Origin of the sequence: Marinobacter sp. NFXS9 (assembly GCF_040148665.1) — a bacterium.
GTDB classification, from domain to species: domain Bacteria; phylum Pseudomonadota; class Gammaproteobacteria; order Pseudomonadales; family Oleiphilaceae; genus Marinobacter_A; species Marinobacter_A mangrovi.
In genome coordinates, this window is sequence record NZ_JAGDDW010000002.1 from 308,852 (window position 1) to 330,419 (window position 21,568).

Genomic DNA, 21,568 nt, shown 5'->3' on the forward strand with positions numbered 1-21,568 from the left:
GGACACTGCATGGCGCTTGATGCTGACGAAGAAATTCTCCAGGACTTCCTGGTAGAGGCTGGTGAAATACTCGAAAAGCTGTCCGAACAGCTGGTGGATCTGGAGCAGAATCCGGATAACGGGGATCTGCTAAACGCGATCTTCCGTGGGTTCCACACCGTCAAGGGGGGTGCCGGCTTCCTGCAGCTTGAAGCGCTGGTCAATTGTTGTCATTCGGCGGAAAACGTCTTCGACACCCTGCGTAACCACAAGCGCCGGGTCGACTCCGATCTCATGGACGTGGTCCTCGAAGCCCTGGACAACGTCAACGCCATGTTTGACCAGGTACGCAACCGGGAGGAACCGACACCGGCCGATCCGGCATTGATCGAGGCGCTGGATGCCCTGGCGCTGCCCGAAGGTGAGGCCCCCGCCGCACCTGAGCCGGAGGCAGCCCCCCAGCCTGAACCGGCGGCTGAAGCCGGCGGCCATGCGGACCAGGGCGATATCACCGACGAAGAATTCGAGCAGTTGCTGGATGCCCTTGAGGATGAGAAATCGTCATCCGGCGACAGCAGCGGCGACGATCAGATCACCGACGACGAGTTTGAGAACCTGCTGGATGAGTTGCACGGCAAAGGGCAGCACAGCGGTAAACCGGCAGACGACGACAAGCCCGCTGCAGCAGGGCAATCCGGCGGCAGTGGCGGTGATGACATCACCGACGATGAGTTCGAGAGTCTGCTCGATGACCTGCACGGCAAGGGGCAGTTCAAAGGCTCGGTCGAACCGGCGTCAAAGGGCGGTGGTGCATCGGATGCGAGCGCCAGGACCAGCGGTGCCAATGAGCTGATTACCGACGACGAATTCGAGAACCTGCTGGACGAACTGCACGGCTCAGGCAAAGGCCCCGGTGCCCCGGGCGCCAGCCAGCCGGCAGCGAAGAGGCCGGAACCGGCACCAACGCCCAGGAAGGCTGAGAAACCGGGCGCTCCCGCCAACAAGGACGAGAGTAAATCGCCCGCCAGCCCGGCTGTACCGCAGCGGGACTCCCAGCCGGCTGCCGAAACCACCGTGCGCGTGGACACCAAACGCCTCGACGACATCATGAACATGGTGGGCGAGCTGGTGTTGGTGCGTAACCGCCTGCAGCGCCTGGGTAACGACAGCGAAGACGAACAGATGCACAAAGCGGTGGCCAACCTCGATGTGGTGACCACCGATCTCCAGTCTGCCGTCATGCAGACGCGCATGCAGCCGATCAAGAAAGTCTTCGGCCGTTTCCCGCGTGTGGTACGCGATCTGGCGCGCAGCCTCAAGAAAGAAATCAATCTGGTCATGCACGGCGAGGACACCGACCTGGACAAGAACCTGGTCGAAGCCCTGTCCGATCCGCTGGTTCACCTGGTGCGCAACTCCGTAGACCATGGCATTGAAGCACCGGATGTGCGCGAAAAAGCCGGTAAGCCCCGGACGGGTGTGGTGACGCTTTCAGCCGAGCAGGAAGGGGACCATATCCTGCTGTCGATTGAAGACGACGGTGGCGGCATGGATCCGGACAAGCTGCGTCAGAAGGCGGTCGAGAAAGGATTGTTTGAACAGGACGCCGCGGATCGTCTGACCAGCAACGAATGCTACAACCTCATCTTTGCTCCTGGCTTTTCCACCAAGGACCAGATTTCCGACGTGTCCGGGCGGGGTGTGGGCATGGATGTGGTCAAGACCAAGATCAGTCAATTGAACGGCACCATCCATGTGGAGTCGGAACTGGGTAAAGGCTCCCGCATCCTGATCAAGGTGCCGCTGACGCTGGCGATCATGCCGACACTGATGATCATGCTGGGCGACCAGTCCTTCGCGCTGCCGCTGGTCAATGTCGTGGAGATCTTCCACCTGGATCTGACCAAGAAGAACATCGTTGACGGTCGCGAGTGTATTGTGGTTCGCGACAAGGTGTTCCCGATCTACAACATCAAGGACTGGCTGATCCACGGCGCAGCAGGCGAGCCCGATCCCGAGAATGGTCACGTGGTTATTGTCGCGATGGGCACCAAGCGGGTTGGTTTTGTGGTGGACCAGTTGATCGGTCAGGAAGAGGTGGTCATCAAGCCGTTGGGCCGGATGCTCCACGGAACGCCGGGCATGGCCGGTGCGACCATTACCGGCGATGGGCGGATCGCGTTGATTATCGACGTGCCCAGTCTGCTGCAGCACTACGGATGACAGGAGAAATGCCTGAATGACCGTTTCCGTTCTGGTCGTTGATGATTCCGGTTTCTTCCGCAAGCGACTCACCGAAATCCTGAACGCGTCGGGTAATATCCGCGTGGTCGGTGCCGCCACTAACGGTCGGGAAGCGATCGAGATGGCGGACAAACTGCGCCCGGACGTGATCACGATGGATTATGAGATGCCCATCATGGATGGCATCACCGCCGTGAAGGAAATCATGAAGCGCCGGCCCGTACCGGTGTTGATGTTTTCCTCGCTAACCTACGAAGGCGCCCGGGTGACGCTGGATGCTCTGGAAGCCGGGGCTGTCGACTTCCTGCCCAAGAATTTCGAGGAAATCGCCCGGGATAATAGCCAGCTCCAGAAGATCCTGCGCGAGCGAATCCTGGATGTGGCGCGCAGTCGCCCAGGCACTCGACCAGCTCCAGCCGTGCCGTCCACGCCGCCGCCCGCGCAACCGGCTCGCCCGCAGACACGTGGTCCTGCCAGGCCCACACCGGCGCAGCGCAGGGCCGAACCGGAAGCAGAAGCCTCCCGGTCATCGCGCAAGACCCAGCCGCGCAGTTACAGTGTGGTGGGCATCGGCACGTCCACGGGCGGTCCCATTGCCCTGCAACGGGTTCTTACGCGTTTGCCATCCCGTTTTCCGGCACCGATCGTGCTGATCCAGCACATGCCAGCCAGCTTCACGCCGGCGTTTGCGGATCGCCTCAACAAACTGTGCCAGATTGAGGTCCGTCAGGCTGAAGACGGCGACATGCTGCGCCCGGGCCTGGCCCTGCTGGCGCCCGGCGGCAAGCAGATGATGATCGAGAACAAGGGCCCGCATGGCCGGGTGCGCATCCTGGAAAGCGACGAGCGCCTGACCTACAAACCCTGCGTCGATGTGACGTTCGGCTCGCTGGCACGCAGCTTTCCCGGCAAGACCCTGGGTATCATCCTGACCGGCATGGGCGCTGATGGTAAGGAAGGCTGCCGGATGATGAAGCAGTCCGGTAGCGTGATCTGGTCCCAGGATGAGAAATCCTCCGTGATCTACGGCATGCCCATGGCGGTCGCCAAGGCCGGCCTGAGCGACGAAATACTGACCCTGGATGACATTGGCGAGCGGATGGTCGAGGGCGTCTGCTGATGGACGTGCTCAGCTTACTGGGCATCATCCTCGCCTTTGCCGCCATCCTCGGCGGCAACGTCCTGGAGGGCGGTGCGCTGGGGTCCCTGTTCAATGCGCCCGCTGGCCTGATCGTGGTGGGCGGTACGGTCGCCGCGACGATCCTGCAAACCTCGTGGCCGGTCATCAAACGGGCGCTCAAACAGGTCCGCTGGGTGTTTGTGCCGCCTTATATCGGCCTTGAAGACGGTATCGACAAGGTCATCAACTGGAGTGTACGCGCCCGTAAGCAGGGATTACTGGGCCTTGAGGGGCTGGCCGAGCGCGAACCGGAGCGGTTTGCGCGCAAGGGGCTGCTGCTTCTGGTCGATGGCGCCGAGACCGAGTCCATCCGCAGCATCATGGAAGTGGAGCTGGATGCCCGCGAGCAAAGCGACATTGAAGCGGCCAAGGTGTTTGAGGCCATGGGCGGTTATGCGCCGACCATCGGCATCATCGGCGCTGTCATGGGGCTGATCCAGGTTATGACCAACCTGGAAGACCCCAGCACTCTGGGGGCGGGTATTGCCACTGCGTTTGTGGCCACCATCTATGGGGTGGCGCTGGCCAACCTCCTGTTCTTTCCGGTCGCCAGCAAGCTGCGCGCCATTGCCCGCCAGCGCACGCGCTACGAAGACATGATGATTGACGGCCTCATCGCGATTGCGGAAGGGGAGAACCCGCGTTCCATCGAACTTCGCCTCAAGGGCTTCATCCAGTAGCAGGCACGACTATGCGACGCCGGCGCGCCAGAGAAGACGACCAGCACAACCGGGAACGCTGGCTGATATCCTACGCGGACTTCATCACGCTGCTGTTCGGCTTTTTCGTGGTGATGTATTCCGTCTCGTCGGTGAACGAGGGCAAGTACAAGGTGCTCTCGGAAACCCTGACCGGGGTGTTCAATGCGCCGCAGCATTCGGTGGAGCCGATTACCGTGGGGGATCGTATTTCCCGCCCGGAACCGCCCGCAGAAGACCAGGTGATCGCGCCTCCGGTGGCCACTGCCCCGGCCAATGAAGCCAATGACGAGGAAGGGCGCAGCAAGGCCCTGGAATCCATCGCCAACCAGCTTGAAGACCATTTCCAGACGCTCATCAACAAGGGGCTGATTTCCGTTGAGACCAATGAGAACTGGATCGAACTGAGCCTCCAGAATAGCCTGCTGTTTGGCTCCGGCGATGCCGAACCCCATTACGATGCCTTCCCGGTCGTGGAGAAAATTGCCGGTATCCTGTCCGGCTACGACAATGCCGTCCGCGTCGAAGGCTTTACCGACAACCAGCCTATCCACACCGCGGCCTACCCCTCGAACTGGGAGCTGTCGGCCGCCCGGGCGGCAGCCGTTGTCCGCTTGCTGGCGAGCAATCACATCGATCCGCGACGCATGGCAGCGATTGGTTACGGCCAGTACCAGCCAGTGGCCCGCAACGACACCCGGGAAGGGCGCAGCCGCAACCGGCGGGTGGTCCTGCTGATCTCCAGGGACGCCAGTGTCCGCGGTGCCGTTCGCTAGGTCGCCGTCAGCCACAGTTTCATCTGCGTTTAATTTTCGCTTCCAATCCCCTGAAACTGGCATGGTTTCTGTATTTATCCTTGTCGTCACCAGCGACGGGCAAAGGTTTGCCTATCGCGTCGTCGTCGGCTTGCGGTAACGGCTCAAGTTTTCCGTCACCGAGCCGATACAAAAATAAATGTCATGGCAGCGGCGAGTGCGATCTAATCAGGCACCGCAGGGTACTGCGATGAGGCTCAACGGGAGAATGATTTCGTGCGAATCTGGGCGGTCGCCAATCAGAAAGGCGGTGTCGGCAAGACCACAACGGTGGTCACACTGGGTGGATTACTGGCTGAGTCGGGTAAGCGTGTGCTGGTTGTCGACCTCGATCCCCACGGTTCGCTGACCAGCTGGTTCGGGCATGATCCGGACAGTCTGGCTCACAGCGCCTTCGATCTTTTCCAGCACAATGGCAAGGTGCCCGAGGGGCTGCCGGCGCAACTGCTGCTGGAGACGTCCTGCCCGGGGTTGTCGTTGATACCGGCCAGTTCGGCGCTGGCGACCCTGGAGCGCAAGATGGTGGGTGTCGAGGGCATGGGGCTGATTGTCTCCCGGGCGCTGGCGCAGCTCTGGGACGATTTCGATTACGTGCTGCTGGATAACACCCCGTCGCTGGGTGTATTGATGGTCAACGCCCTGGCGGCGTCACAGCGCCTTTTGGTACCGGTACAGACCGAGTTTCTGGCGATGAAGGGCCTGGAGCGGATGATCAATACGCTCAAGATGATCATCCGGTCGCGCAACACGCCATTGCCGTACACGATTATTCCGACGTTGTTCGATCGTCGCACCCAGGCGTCCGTCCACAGTCTCAACGCATTGCGCAAAGCCTATCCCGAGGACCTGTGGCGTTTTGCCGTTCCGGTGGACACCAAGTTCCGGGATGCCAGCGAAGCGGGGCAGGTGCCGTCCGCATTCAGTGGCGACACCCATGGTGTCAGGGCTTACCGGCGTCTGCTGGATGATCTGATCGAACAGGGCAAGGGCCAGGAATGAGGACGTCAGTTTGTTGACGCCGGAGTCGTTGATGCAGGAAAAGAGTCAAAAAACAGACTACGTCGATCCCACGGCGGCTCTATCCAGCTATCTGGACGATCTGTTGTTCGTGGCGACCAGCACGGCGACAGAAACCGAGACCGAAGCCGAAACCGGGACGGAGGTCAAAACCGAAGCGCCTGCTTCGCCGGTAGAGGCCCCGCCGTCGGTGGATGTTGCGGAGCAGGACCGTGTCAAACAGGCTGAACGCGAGGCCCGTCGTGATCGCGTGCGGGCGCAGGCCCAGCGTGTGAAGGCCCGTCGGGCGGAGGCGGAGAAGCAGCGTCAAGAGGAAGCACTCCAGCAGGTTGAAGCTCGGGCTGTGGCGACAGAAAGGGCCGCACCGCCGACGCCAGAGGTTATCGCCGAGCCGGCCGACGCGGCCCAGCCCGATACCCAGCCGGCACCGCAGGGCCGTCCAGCGTGGGCGGATCAGGCGTTCGAGTGTCTGATCTTCCGGGTTGCGGGCCTTCAGCTCGCGGTTCCGCTGGTGCTGTTGGGAGCCATCCATCGCATGGATACCGACCTGCATCCGATTCCCGGGCGCCCGCGCTGGTTTATGGGCATGATGCCTTCAGGCGGACACAACCTGCGGGTTGTGGATACCGCGGAATGGGTGATGTCGGGACGGGTTCCCGAAGGCGCGCGCGACGGCTACCAGTTCGTGATCCGGCTGGATGACAGCGAGTGGGGCCTGGCCTGTGACGAAGTGGCCCAGTCCTTTACCCTGCGCCCGGACGACGTGCGCTGGCGCTCGGAGCGTAGCCGCCGGCCCTGGCTGGCGGGTACGGTGGTGGATCACATGTGTGCGCTGCTGGATGTGGGGGCGATGACCCAACTGCTGTCCCGTGCGGAGCGGGAACAGAAACTCGATCTGAACTGATTCGTTTTACAAATATTGAAAAATGACGGTTAGCCCGGGATGGCACGGTTTGTGCCCTGTTCTATAGTATGGGGCAACCGTGTTGGAATTTTGACAGAGTTTGTGCGGTGCCCCTCGCCGGGGGCGCCATCTGATTGAAGAGAGGACATTATGGCTTCCCCAAGCGGACAACAGAGTCAGGGCGCAGAAGACAAGGTCCTGCAGTACGTGACCTTCAGGCTCGACGAAGAGACCTACGGCATCGACGTGATGCAGATTCAGGAAGTGCTGCGTTATACCGAAATCGCTCCGGTTCCAGGTGCGCCGGACTACGTGCTGGGGATCATCAACCTGCGCGGCAACGTCGTTACGGTGATCGACACCCGCCGCCGGTTTGGTCTGGCGGATGCCGAGGTGACCGACGCCACCCGGATCGTGGTGATGGAGGCCTCCCAGCAGGTGATGGGCATCCTGGTCGATTCGGTGGCTGAAGTCGTCTATCTGAAGTCCAGTGAAATCGAGACCGCACCCAACGTGGGGAACGAGGAAAGCGCCAAGTTCATCCAGGGGGTGTGCAACAAGAACGGCGAACTCATCATCCTGGTTGAGTTCGACAAGATGCTGGCAGATCACGAGTGGGCGGAAATCGCCGCACTGTAACCCCTCCCGACCGGAGGGGCCCCTTATGGGGTGTGATGCTGCCAGCCGGGAGAAAAGGCTATGGCTGACTGGCTAGACATCGCACCCTGGGCCCTCACGGCAGGGTCCCTGATCCTGCTCAGCGTTCAGGCAATCCTCAATCGTCGTCGCATCCAGCAACTGGAAAATCGTTTCCGGGAGCGTCTGGAAACCGTGGGCCGTGAGCTGCACGCCACCAGCAGTGGCAGCATGGGCGTGGGACAACGGGTGATTGCCTGCGAGCGCAGCCTGCACGAGTTGCGGGCTGCGGTGGACGAGATGCGTCAGAACGATCCGCTGAGAATTTCCTATGACGAGGCGTCGCGCCTGGTTGATCTGGGTGCGGATATCGACGACCTGATGAACACCTGCGGCATCTCCCGGCCAGAAGCCGAGCTGGTGTCCGCGCTGCGTCGTCGTCAGGTCGCCTGAGCCGGTCCGTCTGCCTCGGGTGAGTCTGTCCCGGTCCGGCCCGCATCGGCCGGCGTCTTGCCCTGCAGGTGGAAAGCAAAGGAGAGAATCTCCGCAATGACCCGGTACAGGGTCTCGGGGATTTCCTCGTCCAGGTCCAGTCGTCCCAGGATTCCGGCCAACTCAGCGTTCTCATAGAGCGGTACGCCGTGTTCCCGGGCAATCCGAATGATCTCCCGGGCCAGTTCGTCGGTACCGCTGGCCGCGACGGTGGGCGCTCGCTCACCGTCGTACTTCAGGGCGACCGCCGTTTCCCGCCGATAATCTGTGCCGTTTTCCGTGCTCATGCCCTGACATCCACCAGTCGATGATCCAGTTGCGTTTTGGCCCCCTGCGGCTGGCCGCGACGGCATTCCAGCTCCACTACATCCAGTCCCAGATCCCCGAGTCGCTGACGCAGCTGGGGCAGCTCTTCGTTGGCCCGACGCAGCGTCTCGGTTTTCTCGGCCCAGATCCGGGCTGACACCTGTTGCTGCTGAATGCCCAATTCGAACGTAACGGCGCCCGCTTCATCCAGATCCATCGCCAGCGTCAACCGCCACTCCGCCACACGCCGCTTGGGACGGTTGCTGTCGGCGTCCTCGCCATCATGCTCCAGGCGGAGTTGCGCGGTGCGCGGCTGATTCTGGGCGTCCAGCCAGGGCAATTCCAGCAGCCAGGTGGGCGTCGCTACCGGCGCATCCGCCGTGGTGCGCGTCGTCAGCGTCTGGCTATGGAGCTGGTTGACCGTAATGCGGTTCAGCATGCCGGCCAGCAGGCGCAGCATCTGACCGGTGTTGAGCTGATCCTGGGGCGGGGGCGGTGCCAGTGGCGAACCGGCCTGGGGAAACTGTAACGGCGACTGCACCAGGTCCTTGCTGGTCAAGGGTACATAGCGGTTGAACGCCTCGGCTTCTTCATTCTGGCTGTTGAGCAGGGCCGTGACGAGGCGGTTCAGGGCCAGTTTCAGGTCGGCCGGTGGCGACGCGGGCGCCTGTGCCAGCCGGCTTTCTGCAAACAGGCCACTGTCGCGGACCCAGGTCTTCAGGGTATCCACCGGGTTGTCGGTATTGGCCCGCTGGAGTTTGCCGGCCTGCGGCAACTGGGAAACCAGTTGCTCCAGGGCCTGGCGAATCTGGGGGGCAACGGCCGTCTGGCGATTGTCCGCTGGCGGTGAGGACAGGGCCTGTAATGCCCGCGCCAGCTGGCCCAGCCCTTGATCCAATCGATGCTGCCAGGGCAGATGTTGAGCCAGTTGCTGGGCAATCCGGGCCTGCGGCGTGGTGTCCGGGGCCACCTGGCCCATCAGTCGCAACTCATTCCCGGCGCGCATGATTTTGACCCAGTCGCCGGGTTGGAGGCGGGTATCGCTGTTCACCACCAGGGATTTGCCGCGCACCTCCAAAAGGAGCTGTTCCGGGTTGGACGCGGTTTTCTCCAGAACCTGCGACACCCGGGCCAGCACCTGCTGACTCTGGCGCAGCTGCAACTGGTCCAGCAGCTGACGCGGGCTCACTGTCGGGCGTGCAACCGATTCGCCGTCGCTGCCGGACGTGGGCCCGGGGCGTGTGGGGGAGGCCTTGTCCGTTTGGGTGCTCTTGTCCGGTGTAGGGGGTGTCTGTCCCGGTACGGGAATTTTCATGGTTGGCCCGTTTGTAGTAGGGGAATCAGCCCTTCGAGGCATTGTTCCCCTGGCACGTTCTCACTATTCTGTTCAGGTTAAACCCTTTCGGACCTTTTTGTGTAATCTCAGGCTCTTCGGGGTGTCATGATAATAATGAAACACGATTCAACAGTACGGCATCCCGACCTGATTTCGGCTATAGTGCGGCCTTCCGAATTTAAGCCGATGGTGCCCTGCAAGCACATCGTGAGCGGCCACCGGAGTGTCTGATGTCATTTCCTCTTCTGCAAGCCACCAGCCTCAGTTGTGAGCGGGACGATCGGATCCTGTTCACCGGCTTGGATCTGGCGGTCGAAGCCGGTAGCCTCTTGCGGGTTGAGGGGCCCAATGGTGCCGGCAAGACCACGCTCTTGCGCATTCTGGCCGGGCTGCATGCCGGTTATGAGGGTGAGATCCTCTGGTGCGGCGAACCGATTCGGCGGGCGCGGGAACATTTTCTCCGGAACCTGCTGTACATTGGGCATCGTCCCGGCATCAAACCCCTGCTGACACCGCTGGAGAATCTGGGTGCGCTGCTGGCCTGCAATCCGGGGATGACCCGGGATCAGCAGGAAGAGGCACTGGAGGCGGTGTCGCTTCTGCCATTTGCCCACATCCCTTGCCACCATCTCTCGGCAGGGCAGCAGCGGCGCGTGGCACTGGCTCGTCTTTATCTGTCCGACGAACCGCTCTGGATCCTGGACGAAGCCTTTACCGCCATCGACCGCGCGGGCGTGGAATCCCTGGAGCGCCTGCTGGAAAAGCGCATGGCGGCTGGCGGGGCCATCATACTCACCACCCATCATCGGCTATCCAACCAGGGTGCCCAGTCCCTCGACCTGCAGATCCATGCCGGGGAGGCATTGGCGGTATGAGTGCTATGCAGAAATTGCCGCGCCTGACCCCCAAGCAGGAAAGTGTGCCGGTCTGGCCGGCCTGCTGGGCGGTGCTGCGGCGGGATCTGCTGAGCAGCCTGCGCCAGCGACAGGACCTGTTCAACCCACTGGTTTTCTTTGTGATGGTGGTGTCGCTGTTCCCGCTTGGGGTGAGTCCCGAGAAGGCTTTCCTGAGCGAAGCTGGCGCCGGCATTCTCTGGGTGGCGGCCTTGTTGTCGACCCTGCTGTCGCTGGATCATCTGTTTCGCCATGATTTCGAGGAAGGGGTGCTGGAACAGCTGTTGCTCCAGCCCCAGCCGCTCTATCTGATCGTGCTGACCAAGGTGTTTGCCCACTGGCTGGTGACCGGGGTGCCGCTGATCCTGATGACGCCGCTGCTGGGCCTCATGCTGCAACTGGACGGGAACTCGATCGCCTGCCTCTGTCTAACGCTGCTGCTTGGAACGCCGGTGCTCAGTTTTATTGGCGCAATCGGTGCGGCGCTGACGCTGGGGCTGCGCTCGGCGGGCATCCTGCTTTCTCTGCTGGTGATCCCCCTCTATATTCCCGTGCTGATTTTCGGCACCGGTACCGTGATGGCTGCCGGCCAGGGCCTGCCGATCGCCAGTCACCTTGCGCTGTTGGGCGCCTTGCTGGTCCTGGCGCTGACCTGCGCGCCTTTCGCCACGGCCGCCGCCCTGCGTATCAGCGTTTCAAACAGTTAACCGGAGACAGGTCTGATGTGGCAGTTCATTCACAAACTCGGCTCCCCCAAATGGTTCTATGGCATCGCCGGCCGGCTGATGCCCTGGTTCCTGGTGCCGGGTTTGCTGCTGTTGCTGACCGGCATTGTCTGGGGGCTGGCCTTCGCACCGCCAGACTACCTGCAGGGCAACAGCTATCGGATCATCTACATCCATGTGCCCACCGCCTTCCTGGCCCAGGCCTGCTACGTGATGATGGCGGCTGCCGGGTTAGTGACGCTGGTCTGGCGCCTGAAACTGGCGGACGTGTTCGTCAAGGCGGTGGCGCCCGTGGGCGCCGTGGTGACGTTCCTGGCGTTGTTCACCGGTTCGGTCTGGGGTAAGCCCACCTGGGGTACCTGGTGGATCTGGGACGCGCGTCTGACGTCGATGTTGATCCTGCTGTTCCTGTACTTCGGTGTGATCGCCCTGGGTAACGCTATCGCCGACGAGAAGTCCGCTGCGCGGGCAGTGGCCGTGCTGGTCCTGGTGGGTGTGGTCAATATCCCGATCATCAAGTATTCCGTGGAGTGGTGGAACACGCTGCATCAGCCTGCCACCCTGAAGCTGACCGAGAAACCCAGCATGCCGCCGGAGATGTGGATACCGCTGGTCTTATCGATCGTCGGGCTGTACCTGCTGTTCGGCTGGCTGGCCTGTCTGCGGATGCAGACCGAAATCCTGCATCGGGAACGGCGCGCGCGCTGGGTCCGGGAACTGGTAGAGTGAGGCTGTTATGGCGTTTGATTCACTGCACGATTTCTGGACGATGAACGGGCACGGGCCGTATGTCTGGACCTGCTACGGCGTGTTTTTCCTGGTGATGGCGACCCTGGTCATTGGCTCGATCCTCCAGCGTCGCCGCGTGATCGATCGTCAGCGCTGGCAGTTGAAGATGGCGCGTCGCCAAACCGCAACGGCCACACCGAGAACCGAAGAGGGCTCGTCCTGATGCATCCCGTCCGTAAACGACGTCTGACCATCGTGATTTTCTTGCTGGCGGGGCTGGGCATTGCCGTTGGGCTGACGGTCTATGCCTTTCGGCAGAACATCAACCTGTTCTACGATCCCACGGCAATCGCGGTCGGGGATGCGCCCCACAATATTGTCATCCGGGCCGGCGGCATGGTTGAGGACAACAGTGTCGTGCGCGAGCCCAACAGCCTGAAGGTCCGGTTCAAGGTGACCGACTTCAAGTCCACCGTGCCGATGGAATACGACGGCATCCTGCCCGATCTGTTCGCGGAAGGGCAAGGTGTGGTAGCCACCGGCCGTCTGCGGGATGACGGTGTGTTTGTCGCGGATGAGGTGCTGGCGAAGCATGATGAAAACTACATGCCGCCGGAGGTGGCCAAATCCCTGAAGAAAAAGACCGGTGACGATGCCGCCGCAGATGCGGTGAAAACGGTTGTCACGGAATAGGCGGAGAGCGCGATGATTCCCGAGTTTGGCCATTTTGCCCTGATCCTGGCCCTGATGCTGGCGATTTTGCTGGCGCTGGTGCCCCTGGCCGGCTCCATTACCCAACGGTCGGACCTGCAGGCGTTCGCCCGTCCGCTGGCCAGCGGTCAGTTCGTGTTTGTGGCGATTGCCTTTGGCTGCCTGGCCTGGGCGTTCATCACGGACGATTTCTCGGTGGCCTATGTGGCCAACAACAGCAACAGCCTGCTGCCTTGGTACTACAAATTCAGTGCCGTTTGGGGCAGCCACGAGGGTTCACTGCTGCTGTGGATCCTGATCCTGACAGCCTGGACCGTCGCTGTTGCGATTTTCAGCCGCCGCCTGCCAACCGAGCTGGTGTCGCTGGTGCTGTCGATCATGGGCATGATCAGCGTCGCCTTCCTGCTTTTTATCCTGATCACCTCCAATCCGTTCACGCGTCTGCTGCCGAATGTACCGGCAGACGGCGCCGACCTGAATCCGTTGTTGCAGGACTTCGGCCTGGTGATCCACCCGCCGATGCTTTACATGGGCTATGTGGGTTTTTCGGTGGCCTTTGCCTTCTCCATTGCGGCGCTGATCAACGGCCGCATGGACGGCGCCTGGGCGCGCTGGTCACGGCCCTGGACCACGGTGGCCTGGTGCTTTCTGTCACTGGGGATCGCACTGGGCAGCTGGTGGGCCTATTACGAGCTGGGCTGGGGCGGCTGGTGGTTCTGGGACCCGGTGGAGAACGCGTCCGTGCTGCCCTGGCTGGCGGGCACGGCGCTGATGCACTCGCTGGCCGTCACCGAAAAGCGCGGCGTGTTCAAGAGCTGGACAGTATTGCTGGCGATCGTGACCTTCTCGCTCAGCCTGCTGGGCACGTTCCTGGTGCGCTCCGGCGTGCTGACCTCGGTACATGCTTTTGCGGCCGATCCGGCGCGGGGCAAGTTCCTGATCGGCGTCCTGGCGGTGACCATCATCGGTTCGCTGGCGCTGTATGCTTTCCGGGCGCCGGTGGTGCACACGCGGGTCCGTTACGGCTCGCTGTCCCGGGAAATTTTCCTGCTGCTCAACAACGTGCTGTTGATGGCGGCGATGCTGCTGGTGCTGGTCGGTACACTGTATCCGTTGGTGCTGGACTATCTGGGCGCGGGCAGCCTGTCCGTCGGTAAACCGTTCTTCGACATGACGTTCAGCCCGGTGGCCATAGCCGTGGCGCTGCTGCTGGGCGTTGGTATTTTCTCGCGGTGGAAGCGTACGGATGGTGGCTGGCTGGGTCGGCAATTGCTGTGGCCGGCGTCGATCAGTCTGGTGTTGGCGGTGATCGTGCCGCTTTGGCTGGGTCATCTGGAGCCCTGGGCGTTTGCCGGCTGTTTTGCGGCGGCGTGGGTCGTCGTCGCCACTTTCCGCGACATCTGGGCCCGGTCCGCTTCCCGCCAGGGGCGCCGGGCGGGCCTGCGTCGTTTGACCCGCAGCTATTACGGGATGGTGTTGGGGCATCTGGGGGTGGCGATCGTCATGGCCGGCGCCACCGTCGTCACCAACTATGGCGTTGAGCGGGACGTGCGCATGGCGCCGGGTGAAACGGTGGAGATGAGCGGTCTGACGTTCCATTTCGACAGCCTCAAGCATCGTCAGGGCCCCAATTATTCCGCTGAACAAGGTCGGTTTGTGATCACCCACGAGGGAGAACCGGTTACCACGCTCTATCCCGAAAAGCGGGTCTACACCGTCCAGCGCAACGTGATGACCGAGGCGGGGATCGATGCCGGTTTGTTCCGGGACCTGTTTGTCGCGCTGGGCGAGCCCGTCGGCGACACGGCCTGGGCCGTTCGGATCCAGTACAAACCGCTGGTCCGTTGGGTCTGGCTGGGCGCGATTTTCATGGCGTTGGGTGGGGCGCTGGCCATCGCCGACCGGCGTTACCGCATGCGGGTCACCCGCGAGTCGCCGGAAGCGTCGACACAACAACCCGCTTCAGCAAGTACCGTTACAGGGAGCGCGTCTTGAGTCTCAAACGAGTGTTGCTGTTCCTGCCGTTGGTGGTCGCCGTTGGGGTCGGCGTGGTGTTGTCTGCCGGCATCGGCCGGGACAAGGAAACCCTGGAGTCGGCGCTGATCGGCAAGCCCGTGCCCGGATTCCAGCTGGCCTCGCTGCAGGACCCGCAAACCACCTACCTGCCGGATGTGTTCAAGGGCCAGGTCAGGCTGCTCAATGTCTGGGCGACCTGGTGTCCGTCCTGTCGTGTCGAACACCCGCAACTGGTCAAGCTGGCGCGGGAGCAGGGCGTCCCCATTATTGGCCTGAATTACAAGGATAATCGCCAGGAAGCGCTGAAATGGCTGGACAAGCTGGGCAATCCCTACAGCAAGGTCCTGTTTGATCCCCAGGGCACGTTCGGCTTCGATCTGGGCGTCTACGGGGCACCGGAAACCTACATCATCGATGCGGACGGCACCGTGCGCTACCGCCACGTTGGCGTGGTGGACGAAAAGGTCTGGAAAGAAGAGCTGGCACCGTTGGTTGCCCGTTACAAGAGGGAAGGCTGATGCGCGTGATTGGCCTGCTTTTTCTGATCCTTCTCAGCGGCGTGGCCCACGCGGCCGGCGACACCTATCCCTTTGACAACGATGCGGACCGGAATCGCTTCGAGACCCTGACGCAGGAATTGCGCTGCCCCAAGTGCCAGAACCAGAGCATTGCCGATTCCCACGCGCCGATTGCCGCGGATATGCGGGCGGAAGTGCATCGTCTGGTCCAGCAAGGCGTAAGTAACGACGCCATCATGGCCGCCATGACATCCCGCTTCGGCGAGTTCGTGCGCTACCGGCCCGAACTGGAGAAGCGAACGTTGCTGCTTTGGTTCACGCCCCTGATCGTCGTGGTGGTGGGGATTGTCGCCGTCACCCTCCTGGTGATTCGCTCCAGGCGCTCGGCACGCACTAACGCACCGGTACTCAGCGAGGCGGATCGGGCGCGGCTTGAGCGACTCCTGGACGCCGATGAGCCTCCCCACGATACACCCTCCCAACATTCCTGATTCATGGTCACGAGTCTATGACAACCGCTTTCTGGCTGACGCTTGCCGCACTGATTGGACTGGCGCTGGTCTTTGTCCTCTACCCGTTGTTTTTCGGTCGGTCGCAGAAGGCGGACGTCGATGATATCCGGCACCAGAACCTGCTGGCGTACCGGTCCCGGCTGGCGGAGCTGGATGCGGACCATGAGGCGGGCGTGATCGATACCCCCACCCACGACCAGATGAAGGAAGAGCTGGCGGGGACGTTACTGGACGATGTGGATCGATCGCCCGAGTCTCCCGGCCGAGGGCCGGGGCGAAGCCGTCGAGCCGCCCTGGTCGTGGTGCTGGTCAGCGTCATTGCGGTGCCGGCGGTATCCCTGTGGCTGTATCGCGATTGGGGTGGCGTGGATCAGCTGGAGCAATACCGCACCATGCTGGCCCTGCAGCAAGCGGATCAGGGCCGCAACCAGAAAATGGCCGCGCTGGCGGAACAGTTACGGGATCGCCTCATGAAAAGCCCGGACAACCTGGACGGCTGGGCGATGCTGGGTCGTACTTACATGACCCTGGAGAATTACGATGAGGCGGCCTGGGCGTTCGAGCAATTGGCCGGGCAGGTGGAAGAAGTGCCCCGTGAAGCGGCGACCGCCTGGGGCTTGGCCGCACAGGCCCGCTTCTTCGCCAGCAAGGGGGCCATGACCCCGGTGGTAACCTCCACCATCGACAAGGCGCGCTCGCGCAACCCGGATGAAGTCAATGCGCTGGGGCTGCTGGGCATCCATGCCTTTGAACAGCAGGATTACCGGGAGGCGATCCGCTATTGGGAGCGCATTATCAAGGTGGCGCCGGATCATCCCCAGTTGCCGTCCATCAAGCAGGGCGTGGCAGAGGCCTACCGGCGCCTGGGCGAACCGGTACCTGATCAACTGATGGCGTCTGGTGGCGCAGCTGTGACCGTGAAGGTTACCCTGGCGGATAACCTGCGGGACAAGATCAAGCCGGATACGACCCTGTTCGTCTTCGCCAAGGCGGCCGGTGGATCGCCGATGCCGCTGGCGGTTGCCCGACTGCAGGCCGGCCAGCTGCCGGTTACCGTGACCCTGGACGACAGCATGGCCATGGCGCCGGGCAACACGCTCTCCGGCGCCGATCAGGTGATTGTCTCAGCGCGCTTGTCGCCGTCCGGCAACGCGATTCCGCAGAGCGGGGATTGGCAGGGTTCCGCCATCGAACCGGTCAGGTTGGCGGAGTATGACGGCCAGCCGGTCGCCGTCACGATTGATCGGCAGGTGCCTTGAGCTGACTGTCTTCAAGTTGTTCTGAGGGTGGTGGGCCCCGCCGGGACATCGCGGCGGGCCCTGTACACGGCGGCGTTATGCCGTCTCGTCTTCATCAATGTCCACCAACGGTGGCGGGAAGCCGCCCAGTTCCTTCCAGCGATTGACGATGCCGCAGAACAGGTCGGCCGTTTTCTCCGCGTCATAGGCGGCGGAATGCGCTTCACGATTGCTGAACGGGATGCCGGCAATCTTGCAGGCGCGCGCCAACACCGTATGCCCATAGGCCAGGCCGGCGAGTGTGGCCGTATCGAAGGTTGAGAACGGGTGGAACGGATTACGTTTGATGCCGCAGCGGTCGGAGGCTGCAAACAGGAAATTGTGGTCGAAGGTCGCGTTATGGCCCACCAGCACCGCCCGCTTGCACTCGTTGTGGCGGATGGCCTTGCGGATCGGCGTAAAGAGATCGCTCAGGGCATCCCGCTCGTGGACCGCATCCCGCTCCGGATCCCACGGATCGATCCCGGTGAAGTCCAGGGCCGATTGTTCCAGATTGGCGTTGTCGAAGGGGTGAACGTGATAGGCCAGGGTCTCGCCCCTTTTGAGCCAGCCCTCATCGTCCATCTCAATCAGTACGGCAGCAATTTCCAGCAGGGCATCCGTCCGGGCGTTGAAGCCGCCGGTTTCCACATCCACGACGACGGGCAGGAAGCCCCGGAAACGTGCGGCCATGGGAGAGGTCGGTTTTTCTTCCTCGATCACTGAATACCCTTACTGTTGCTGTTGAATGATGTCGCTTGGCTCACGGTTATTTACGCCTGCAGGCGCCAGCGGATCGTTTCTCCCGCGCGCAACGGCGTAATGCGGCCCTCGCCCAGGGGCAGGGAATCGGCCTGGGTCCACGGCTCCTTCACCAGGGTGATGGTGTCGGTGTTGCGCGACAGGCCGTAGTAATCCGGGCCATTGAAGCTGGCGAAGGCCTCCAGCTTGTCCAGTACGCCCAGATCCTCGAAGGCTTCCGCATAGAGTTCAATGGCGGCGGACGCCGAGAAGCAGCCGGCGCAACCGCAGGCGCTCTCTTTGCGGCTGGTGTCATGGGGGGCCGAATCGGTCCCCAGGAAGAACCGGGCATCCCCGCTGACCACCGCGTCCTGCAGGGCCTGTTGATGTTGCTGGCGCTTGAGGATCGGCAGGCAATACAGGTGCGGGCGAATGCCGCCAACCAGCATGTGGTTGCGGTTATAAAGCAAATGCTGCGGTGTGATGGTGGCGGCGAGATTGCGCTCGCTTTCCATCACGTAGCGCGCGGAATCCGCCGTCGTGATGTGCTCCAGTACGACGCGCAAATCCGGGAACCGTTCCCGGGTCGGCACCAGCACCCGCTCCAGGAAGACCTTCTCCCGATCGAAAATGTCGATATCACCGTCCGTGACCTCACCGTGAACCAGCAGGAGCATGCCGCACTCGCTCATGGCGGCCAGCGCATCGTCGATGTTGCGGATATCGGTCACGCCGGAGGCGGAATTCGTGGTCGCGCCGGCGGGATAGAGCTTGGCCGCCAAAACGCCGGCGGCGTGGGCGGTGCGGATATCCTCAGGCGTCGTCTGCTCGGTGAGATACAGGGTCATCAGGGGATCGAATCCGGTGTCACCGGGCAGGGCGTCCAGGATCCGCCGGCGATAAGCCATGGCCTCATCCGCATTGACCACCGGCGGTACCAGGTTGGGCATGATGATCGCCCGGTGAAAGCAGCGCGCGGTTGCCGGTACGACATCGGCCAGAATGGCACCATCGCGAACGTGGAGGTGCCAGTCGTCGGGGCGGGTCAGGGTCAGTGTGGTGGTCATGGGGGCAGCGGTTTCCTGATGCGGGTGTCACGGTTTCCGGCGGAGTATACCAGACCCGGGTTCGGGATTGGGCGCGCGGTAACGGCCAACCGATTTCCTAAAGATTTCCACGGAACGGCCGATAACAACACTATCAACCGTTTACCGTATTCCAAATGGTCCGTCCGATGAAAAACGTCCTGCGTCCGTTGCTGATGCTCCCGCTGTTTGCTGTTCCCTTACCGGTGAGCCAGGCTGCGAGCTATGGTGCCGGCATCGAGAATAGCCAGTGGTACCTGACCACTTCGGTGTTCAACTGCACGATGACCCACGACGTCCCGGGATACGGGCGGGCGGTATTCCAGCATCGGGCGGGGGAGGCATTGACCTTCTATCTTGAGTCCAACCTCCGACTGATGAAGGTGGGGCAGGCATCGCTCAACGTGGAGGCACCGAGCTGGCGGCCAGGTGTCGCACCTCGGCCGTTGGGACAGATCCGTGTCTCTTCTGATCCGCGCCCGGTTAAAGTCGGGACGCCCCAGGCGATGGCCATGGTGGATGGCCTGATGAAGGGAATGGCGCCGACGGTGACCAGCCCGGCGCGCTATTCGTCCGGTCCGGTCCGGGTGCAACTGTCCAACATCCATTTTGCCAATACGTACCAGGAATACCAGACTTGCGTTGCCGGCCTGCTGCCGGTGAACTACGACCAGATCAAACGCTCCCGCATCCACTTCAAGCTCGACAGTGCCCAGCTCAGCAATGCGGATCTGGATCGCCTGGATCTGATTGTCCGCTTCATCCAGGCCGACAGCACCATCGCCCAGATCTATGTGGATGGTCACACGGATCGCAGCGGCAGCCGGATCCACAATCGGCAGTTGTCCGAGGATCGCGCCAATACGGTGGCCGAATACCTCAAGGCAAACGGAATCCCCGAAGACAAGATCATCACGCGATACCATGGTGAGCGCTATCCGGCCTCCGGCAATCCGGCCGAAAACCGTCGCACTACGGTGCGGCTGGAGCGGGAAGGCGAGCGCCGCAGTCTTCAGCGTGCGGAAGCCGACAGCGATCCCCGCAACGGTTAACAGAGCCGCGAACCGCGGCTTTTCACTCTTCCCGATTGGATGCGGCGCCCGCCTGCCGTACAATATCGCACTTCTCTGAATCCGGTCGTTCCTTCTCCACGCCTCCGTTAGGGTTGAAGATGGGGCGCCGTTTAGCCATTCGGAGGCGCCGGCGCGGTGTCTCCTTTCTGATCGACTCGGAGCATGGACATGTCAAACATCAAGAAGGTCGTACTGGCCTATTCCGGTGGCCTCGATACATCGGTCATCGTGCGCTGGCTGCAGGACACCTATCAGTGTGAGGTCGTCACGTTTACGGCTGACCTGGGGCAGGGCGAGGAAGTGGAGCCGGCCCGCGCCAAGGCCGAAGCCCTGGGCGTCAAGGAAATCTACATCGAAGACCTGCGCGAAGAATTCGTACGTGACTTCGTGTTCCCCATGTTCCGAGCCAACACCATCTACGAAGGCGAGTACCTGCTGGGTACCTCCATCGCCCGTCCGCTGATTTCCAAGCGGCTGATCGACATCGCCAACGAAACCGGCGCGGATGCGATCTCTCACGGCGCGACCGGCAAGGGCAACGACCAGGTCCGTTTCGAGCTGGGTGCCTACGCCCTCAAGCCAGGTGTTCACGTGATCGCCCCCTGGCGTGAATGGGACCTGAACTCGCGCGAGAAGCTGCTGGCCTACTGCGAAGAGCGCAACATCCCGGTGGAGAAGAAGAAGGGCAAATCCCCTTACTCCATGGACGCCAACCTGCTGCACATCTCCTATGAAGGCATGGTGCTGGAGGATCCCTGGGCCGAGGCGGAAGAGGAAATGTGGCGCTGGAGCGTGGCACCGGAGCAGGCGCCGGACCAGCCGACCTATATCGAGCTGACCTACGAGAAGGGCGACATCGTGGCCATCGACGGCGAACGCCTGAAGCCGCACGAGGTCCTGGCCAAGTTGAACAAGATCGGCGGCGATAACGGCATCGGTCGTATCGACATCGTCGAGAACCGCTACGTGGGCATGAAGTCCCGCGGCTGCTACGAAACCCCGGGCGGCACCATCATGCTGCGCGGCCATCGTGCCATCGAGTCCATCACCCTGGACCGTGAAGTGGCTCACCTGAAAGACAGCATCATGCCGCGCTACGCCGAAGTGATCTACAACGGCTACTGGTGGTCACCGGAGCGTGAGGCGCTGCAAGCGCTGATCGACCAGACCCAGACCTACGTCAACGGCACCGTTCGCCTGAAACTCTACAAGGGCAACGTGGACGTGGTTGGCCGGAAGTCTGAAGACTCTCTGTTCGACGAGAAGATCGCTACTTTCGAGGAAGACCAGGGCGCCTACGACCAGAAGGACGCCGAAGGCTTCATCAAGCTGAACGCTCTGCGTCTGCGGATTGCGGCCAGCAAAGGTCGCAAGCTGAGCTGATCGATTCCCGGAGGCCGGCGTCCGTCGGCCTCCTTTGTTTTCCTTTCATCCTGTCCGGCATCCTATCTTTTTTCCTGGTCGTGTCGCCGCTCTCCTGACGCATTTTTACTGCCTCCTTCAGCCACCACTCGCTTGCCTTAGGCTCGTTGCCTGAAAACTCTGTCGCATGACTAAAAGATCATAAAGTCATGTGGTTACGTAATGAAACGCCAAAAAGTGAATCAATACTCACGTTTTGGGGTGATCTATTCCGCCAGTCTGCTAATCTGAAATTTGAGTCGTTTTCCGACTCCTTCTC

General features: G+C 61.9%; 23 protein-coding genes. 19 read left to right on the forward strand and 4 right to left on the reverse strand.

The features are described 5' to 3' along the window. The first annotated feature begins 9 nt into the window (after nucleotides 1–9). The 8 genes from J3364_RS05030 (at nucleotide 10) to J3364_RS05065 (ending at nucleotide 7,926) form a co-directional block, all read left to right on the forward strand. Nucleotides 10–2,202: a chemotaxis protein CheA gene (locus tag J3364_RS05030; protein ID WP_349557250.1), complete on the forward strand. Its 2,193-nt coding sequence runs from the start codon at nucleotides 10–12 to the stop codon at nucleotides 2,200–2,202. A 16-nt stretch (nucleotides 2,203–2,218) separates the two neighbouring features. After that, nucleotides 2,219–3,343: a protein-glutamate methylesterase/protein-glutamine glutaminase gene (locus J3364_RS05035; RefSeq protein ID WP_349557251.1), complete on the forward strand. Its 1,125-nt coding sequence runs from the start codon at nucleotides 2,219–2,221 to the stop codon at nucleotides 3,341–3,343. Next, nucleotides 3,343–4,083: a flagellar motor protein gene (locus J3364_RS05040; protein ID WP_349557253.1), complete on the forward strand. Its 741-nt coding sequence runs from the start codon at nucleotides 3,343–3,345 to the stop codon at nucleotides 4,081–4,083. The genes J3364_RS05035 and J3364_RS05040 overlap by 1 nt, the downstream gene beginning before the upstream one ends. Nucleotides 4,084–4,094: 11 nt before the next feature. Continuing rightward, entirely contained in the window at nucleotides 4,095–4,877 is a 783-nt protein-coding gene (motD, locus tag J3364_RS05045; protein WP_349557255.1) for a flagellar motor protein MotD, read from the forward strand. 255 nt (nucleotides 4,878–5,132) lie between these two features. Continuing rightward, nucleotides 5,133–5,915, forward strand: coding sequence for a ParA family protein (locus J3364_RS05050; RefSeq protein ID WP_349557257.1), 783 nt, complete (start codon nucleotides 5,133–5,135; stop codon nucleotides 5,913–5,915). A gap of 31 nt (nucleotides 5,916–5,946) precedes the next feature. Continuing rightward, nucleotides 5,947–6,837 (forward strand): chemotaxis protein CheW, encoded by an 891-nt coding sequence (locus tag J3364_RS05055; RefSeq protein WP_349557259.1) that lies wholly within the window; start codon nucleotides 5,947–5,949, stop codon nucleotides 6,835–6,837. 150 nt (nucleotides 6,838–6,987) lie between these two features. Beyond that, nucleotides 6,988–7,476: a chemotaxis protein CheW gene (locus J3364_RS05060; RefSeq protein WP_349557261.1), complete on the forward strand. Its 489-nt coding sequence runs from the start codon at nucleotides 6,988–6,990 to the stop codon at nucleotides 7,474–7,476. Between the two features lie 60 nt (nucleotides 7,477–7,536). Next, nucleotides 7,537–7,926: a DUF2802 domain-containing protein gene (locus J3364_RS05065; RefSeq protein ID WP_349557262.1), complete on the forward strand. Its 390-nt coding sequence runs from the start codon at nucleotides 7,537–7,539 to the stop codon at nucleotides 7,924–7,926. Here J3364_RS05065 and J3364_RS05070 read toward each other — a convergent pair. Both J3364_RS05070 and fliK read right to left on the reverse strand, forming a co-directional pair. Further along, nucleotides 7,914–8,252 (reverse strand): EscU/YscU/HrcU family type III secretion system export apparatus switch protein, encoded by a 339-nt coding sequence (locus J3364_RS05070; RefSeq protein WP_349557264.1) that lies wholly within the window; start codon nucleotides 8,250–8,252, stop codon nucleotides 7,914–7,916. The two genes, J3364_RS05065 and J3364_RS05070, sit on opposite strands and share 13 nt — an antisense overlap. Continuing rightward, nucleotides 8,249–9,586 (reverse strand): flagellar hook-length control protein FliK, encoded by a 1,338-nt coding sequence (fliK, locus tag J3364_RS05075; RefSeq protein WP_349557266.1) that lies wholly within the window; start codon nucleotides 9,584–9,586, stop codon nucleotides 8,249–8,251. Before fliK ends, J3364_RS05070 begins: the two co-directional genes overlap by 4 nt. Before the next feature lie 251 nt (nucleotides 9,587–9,837). On the opposite strand from fliK, the gene ccmA reads away from it, so the two are divergent. The 9 genes from ccmA to ccmI are packed head-to-tail and all read left to right on the forward strand — an operon-like array spanning nucleotide 9,838 to nucleotide 16,970. After that, complete coding sequence (ccmA, locus tag J3364_RS05080; protein WP_349557268.1) at nucleotides 9,838–10,482, forward strand: cytochrome c biogenesis heme-transporting ATPase CcmA; 645 nt, start codon at nucleotides 9,838–9,840, stop codon at nucleotides 10,480–10,482. A 5-nt stretch (nucleotides 10,483–10,487) separates the two neighbouring features. Further along, the gene (gene ccmB, locus J3364_RS05085; protein ID WP_502882479.1) at nucleotides 10,488–11,207 is read left to right on the forward strand and encodes a heme exporter protein CcmB; all 720 of its coding nucleotides are present in this window, start codon (nucleotides 10,488–10,490) and stop codon (nucleotides 11,205–11,207) included. 15 nt (nucleotides 11,208–11,222) lie between these two features. After that, nucleotides 11,223–11,954: a heme ABC transporter permease gene (locus tag J3364_RS05090; protein WP_349557271.1), complete on the forward strand. Its 732-nt coding sequence runs from the start codon at nucleotides 11,223–11,225 to the stop codon at nucleotides 11,952–11,954. Between the two features lie 7 nt (nucleotides 11,955–11,961). Continuing rightward, nucleotides 11,962–12,177, forward strand: coding sequence for a heme exporter protein CcmD (ccmD, locus tag J3364_RS05095; RefSeq protein WP_349557273.1), 216 nt, complete (start codon nucleotides 11,962–11,964; stop codon nucleotides 12,175–12,177). Beyond that, a complete protein-coding gene (gene ccmE / locus J3364_RS05100) occupies nucleotides 12,177–12,647 on the forward strand; it encodes a cytochrome c maturation protein CcmE (RefSeq protein WP_349557274.1) in 471 nt (156 codons plus the stop codon). Before ccmD ends, ccmE begins: the two co-directional genes overlap by 1 nt. 12 nt (nucleotides 12,648–12,659) lie before the next feature. Continuing rightward, nucleotides 12,660–14,660 (forward strand): heme lyase CcmF/NrfE family subunit, encoded by a 2,001-nt coding sequence (locus tag J3364_RS05105; RefSeq protein WP_349557276.1) that lies wholly within the window; start codon nucleotides 12,660–12,662, stop codon nucleotides 14,658–14,660. After that, nucleotides 14,657–15,199, forward strand: a complete 543-nt coding sequence (locus J3364_RS05110; RefSeq protein ID WP_349557278.1) for a DsbE family thiol:disulfide interchange protein — start codon at nucleotides 14,657–14,659, stop codon at nucleotides 15,197–15,199. Before J3364_RS05105 ends, J3364_RS05110 begins: the two co-directional genes overlap by 4 nt. Continuing rightward, nucleotides 15,199–15,690 (forward strand): cytochrome c-type biogenesis protein, encoded by a 492-nt coding sequence (locus tag J3364_RS05115; protein ID WP_502882474.1) that lies wholly within the window; start codon nucleotides 15,199–15,201, stop codon nucleotides 15,688–15,690. Before J3364_RS05110 ends, J3364_RS05115 begins: the two co-directional genes overlap by 1 nt. 17 nt (nucleotides 15,691–15,707) lie before the next feature. Next, a complete protein-coding gene (gene ccmI, locus J3364_RS05120; RefSeq protein ID WP_349557280.1) occupies nucleotides 15,708–16,970 on the forward strand; it encodes a c-type cytochrome biogenesis protein CcmI in 1,263 nt (420 codons plus the stop codon). 75 nt (nucleotides 16,971–17,045) lie between these two features. On the opposite strand, the gene rnt is transcribed toward ccmI, so the two are convergent. Further along, nucleotides 17,046–17,681 (reverse strand): ribonuclease T, encoded by a 636-nt coding sequence (gene rnt, locus J3364_RS05125; RefSeq protein ID WP_349557282.1) that lies wholly within the window; start codon nucleotides 17,679–17,681, stop codon nucleotides 17,046–17,048. A gap of 80 nt (nucleotides 17,682–17,761) precedes the next feature. Continuing rightward, nucleotides 17,762–18,796, reverse strand: a complete 1,035-nt coding sequence (pyrC, locus tag J3364_RS05130) for a dihydroorotase (RefSeq protein WP_349557283.1) — start codon at nucleotides 18,794–18,796, stop codon at nucleotides 17,762–17,764. 167 nt (nucleotides 18,797–18,963) lie between these two features. Between pyrC and J3364_RS05135 the strand changes: the two genes are divergently transcribed. Next, a complete protein-coding gene (locus J3364_RS05135; RefSeq protein ID WP_349557285.1) occupies nucleotides 18,964–19,866 on the forward strand; it encodes an OmpA family protein in 903 nt (300 codons plus the stop codon). Between the two features lie 189 nt (nucleotides 19,867–20,055). Next, the gene (locus J3364_RS05140) at nucleotides 20,056–21,270 is read left to right on the forward strand and encodes an argininosuccinate synthase (protein ID WP_203140648.1); all 1,215 of its coding nucleotides are present in this window, start codon (nucleotides 20,056–20,058) and stop codon (nucleotides 21,268–21,270) included. Nucleotides 21,271–21,568: the final 298 nt, after the last annotated feature.

What these genes read in the sequence shown, in the direction of transcription:
- J3364_RS05140 (WP_203140648.1), top strand. Translation starts at nt 20,056, where the DNA reads ATGTCAAACATCAAGAAGGTCGTACTGGCCTATTCCGGTGGCCTCGAT.
- ccmD (WP_349557273.1), top strand. Translation starts at nt 11,962, where the DNA reads ATGGCGTTTGATTCACTGCACGATTTCTGGACGATGAACGGGCACGGG.
- J3364_RS05040 (WP_349557253.1), top strand. Translation starts at nt 3,343, where the DNA reads ATGGACGTGCTCAGCTTACTGGGCATCATCCTCGCCTTTGCCGCCATC.
- rnt (WP_349557282.1), bottom strand. Translation starts at nt 17,681, where the DNA reads ATGGCCGCACGTTTCCGGGGCTTCCTGCCCGTCGTCGTGGATGTGGAA.
- J3364_RS05070 (WP_349557264.1), bottom strand. Translation starts at nt 8,252, where the DNA reads ATGAGCACGGAAAACGGCACAGATTATCGGCGGGAAACGGCGGTCGCC.
- ccmA (WP_349557268.1), top strand. Translation starts at nt 9,838, where the DNA reads ATGTCATTTCCTCTTCTGCAAGCCACCAGCCTCAGTTGTGAGCGGGAC.
- J3364_RS05060 (WP_349557261.1), top strand. Translation starts at nt 6,988, where the DNA reads ATGGCTTCCCCAAGCGGACAACAGAGTCAGGGCGCAGAAGACAAGGTC.
- J3364_RS05035 (WP_349557251.1), top strand. Translation starts at nt 2,219, where the DNA reads ATGACCGTTTCCGTTCTGGTCGTTGATGATTCCGGTTTCTTCCGCAAG.
- J3364_RS05105 (WP_349557276.1), top strand. Translation starts at nt 12,660, where the DNA reads ATGATTCCCGAGTTTGGCCATTTTGCCCTGATCCTGGCCCTGATGCTG.
- ccmB (WP_502882479.1), top strand. Translation starts at nt 10,488, where the DNA reads ATGCAGAAATTGCCGCGCCTGACCCCCAAGCAGGAAAGTGTGCCGGTC.
- ccmI (WP_349557280.1), top strand. Translation starts at nt 15,708, where the DNA reads ATGACAACCGCTTTCTGGCTGACGCTTGCCGCACTGATTGGACTGGCG.
- motD (WP_349557255.1), top strand. Translation starts at nt 4,095, where the DNA reads ATGCGACGCCGGCGCGCCAGAGAAGACGACCAGCACAACCGGGAACGC.
- J3364_RS05135 (WP_349557285.1), top strand. Translation starts at nt 18,964, where the DNA reads ATGAAAAACGTCCTGCGTCCGTTGCTGATGCTCCCGCTGTTTGCTGTT.
- pyrC (WP_349557283.1), bottom strand. Translation starts at nt 18,796, where the DNA reads ATGACCACCACACTGACCCTGACCCGCCCCGACGACTGGCACCTCCAC.
- J3364_RS05055 (WP_349557259.1), top strand. Translation starts at nt 5,947, where the DNA reads ATGCAGGAAAAGAGTCAAAAAACAGACTACGTCGATCCCACGGCGGCT.
- fliK (WP_349557266.1), bottom strand. Translation starts at nt 9,586, where the DNA reads ATGAAAATTCCCGTACCGGGACAGACACCCCCTACACCGGACAAGAGC.
- J3364_RS05090 (WP_349557271.1), top strand. Translation starts at nt 11,223, where the DNA reads ATGTGGCAGTTCATTCACAAACTCGGCTCCCCCAAATGGTTCTATGGC.
- J3364_RS05030 (WP_349557250.1), top strand. Translation starts at nt 10, where the DNA reads ATGGCGCTTGATGCTGACGAAGAAATTCTCCAGGACTTCCTGGTAGAG.
- J3364_RS05065 (WP_349557262.1), top strand. Translation starts at nt 7,537, where the DNA reads ATGGCTGACTGGCTAGACATCGCACCCTGGGCCCTCACGGCAGGGTCC.
- J3364_RS05115 (WP_502882474.1), top strand. Translation starts at nt 15,199, where the DNA reads ATGCGCGTGATTGGCCTGCTTTTTCTGATCCTTCTCAGCGGCGTGGCC.
- ccmE (WP_349557274.1), top strand. Translation starts at nt 12,177, where the DNA reads ATGCATCCCGTCCGTAAACGACGTCTGACCATCGTGATTTTCTTGCTG.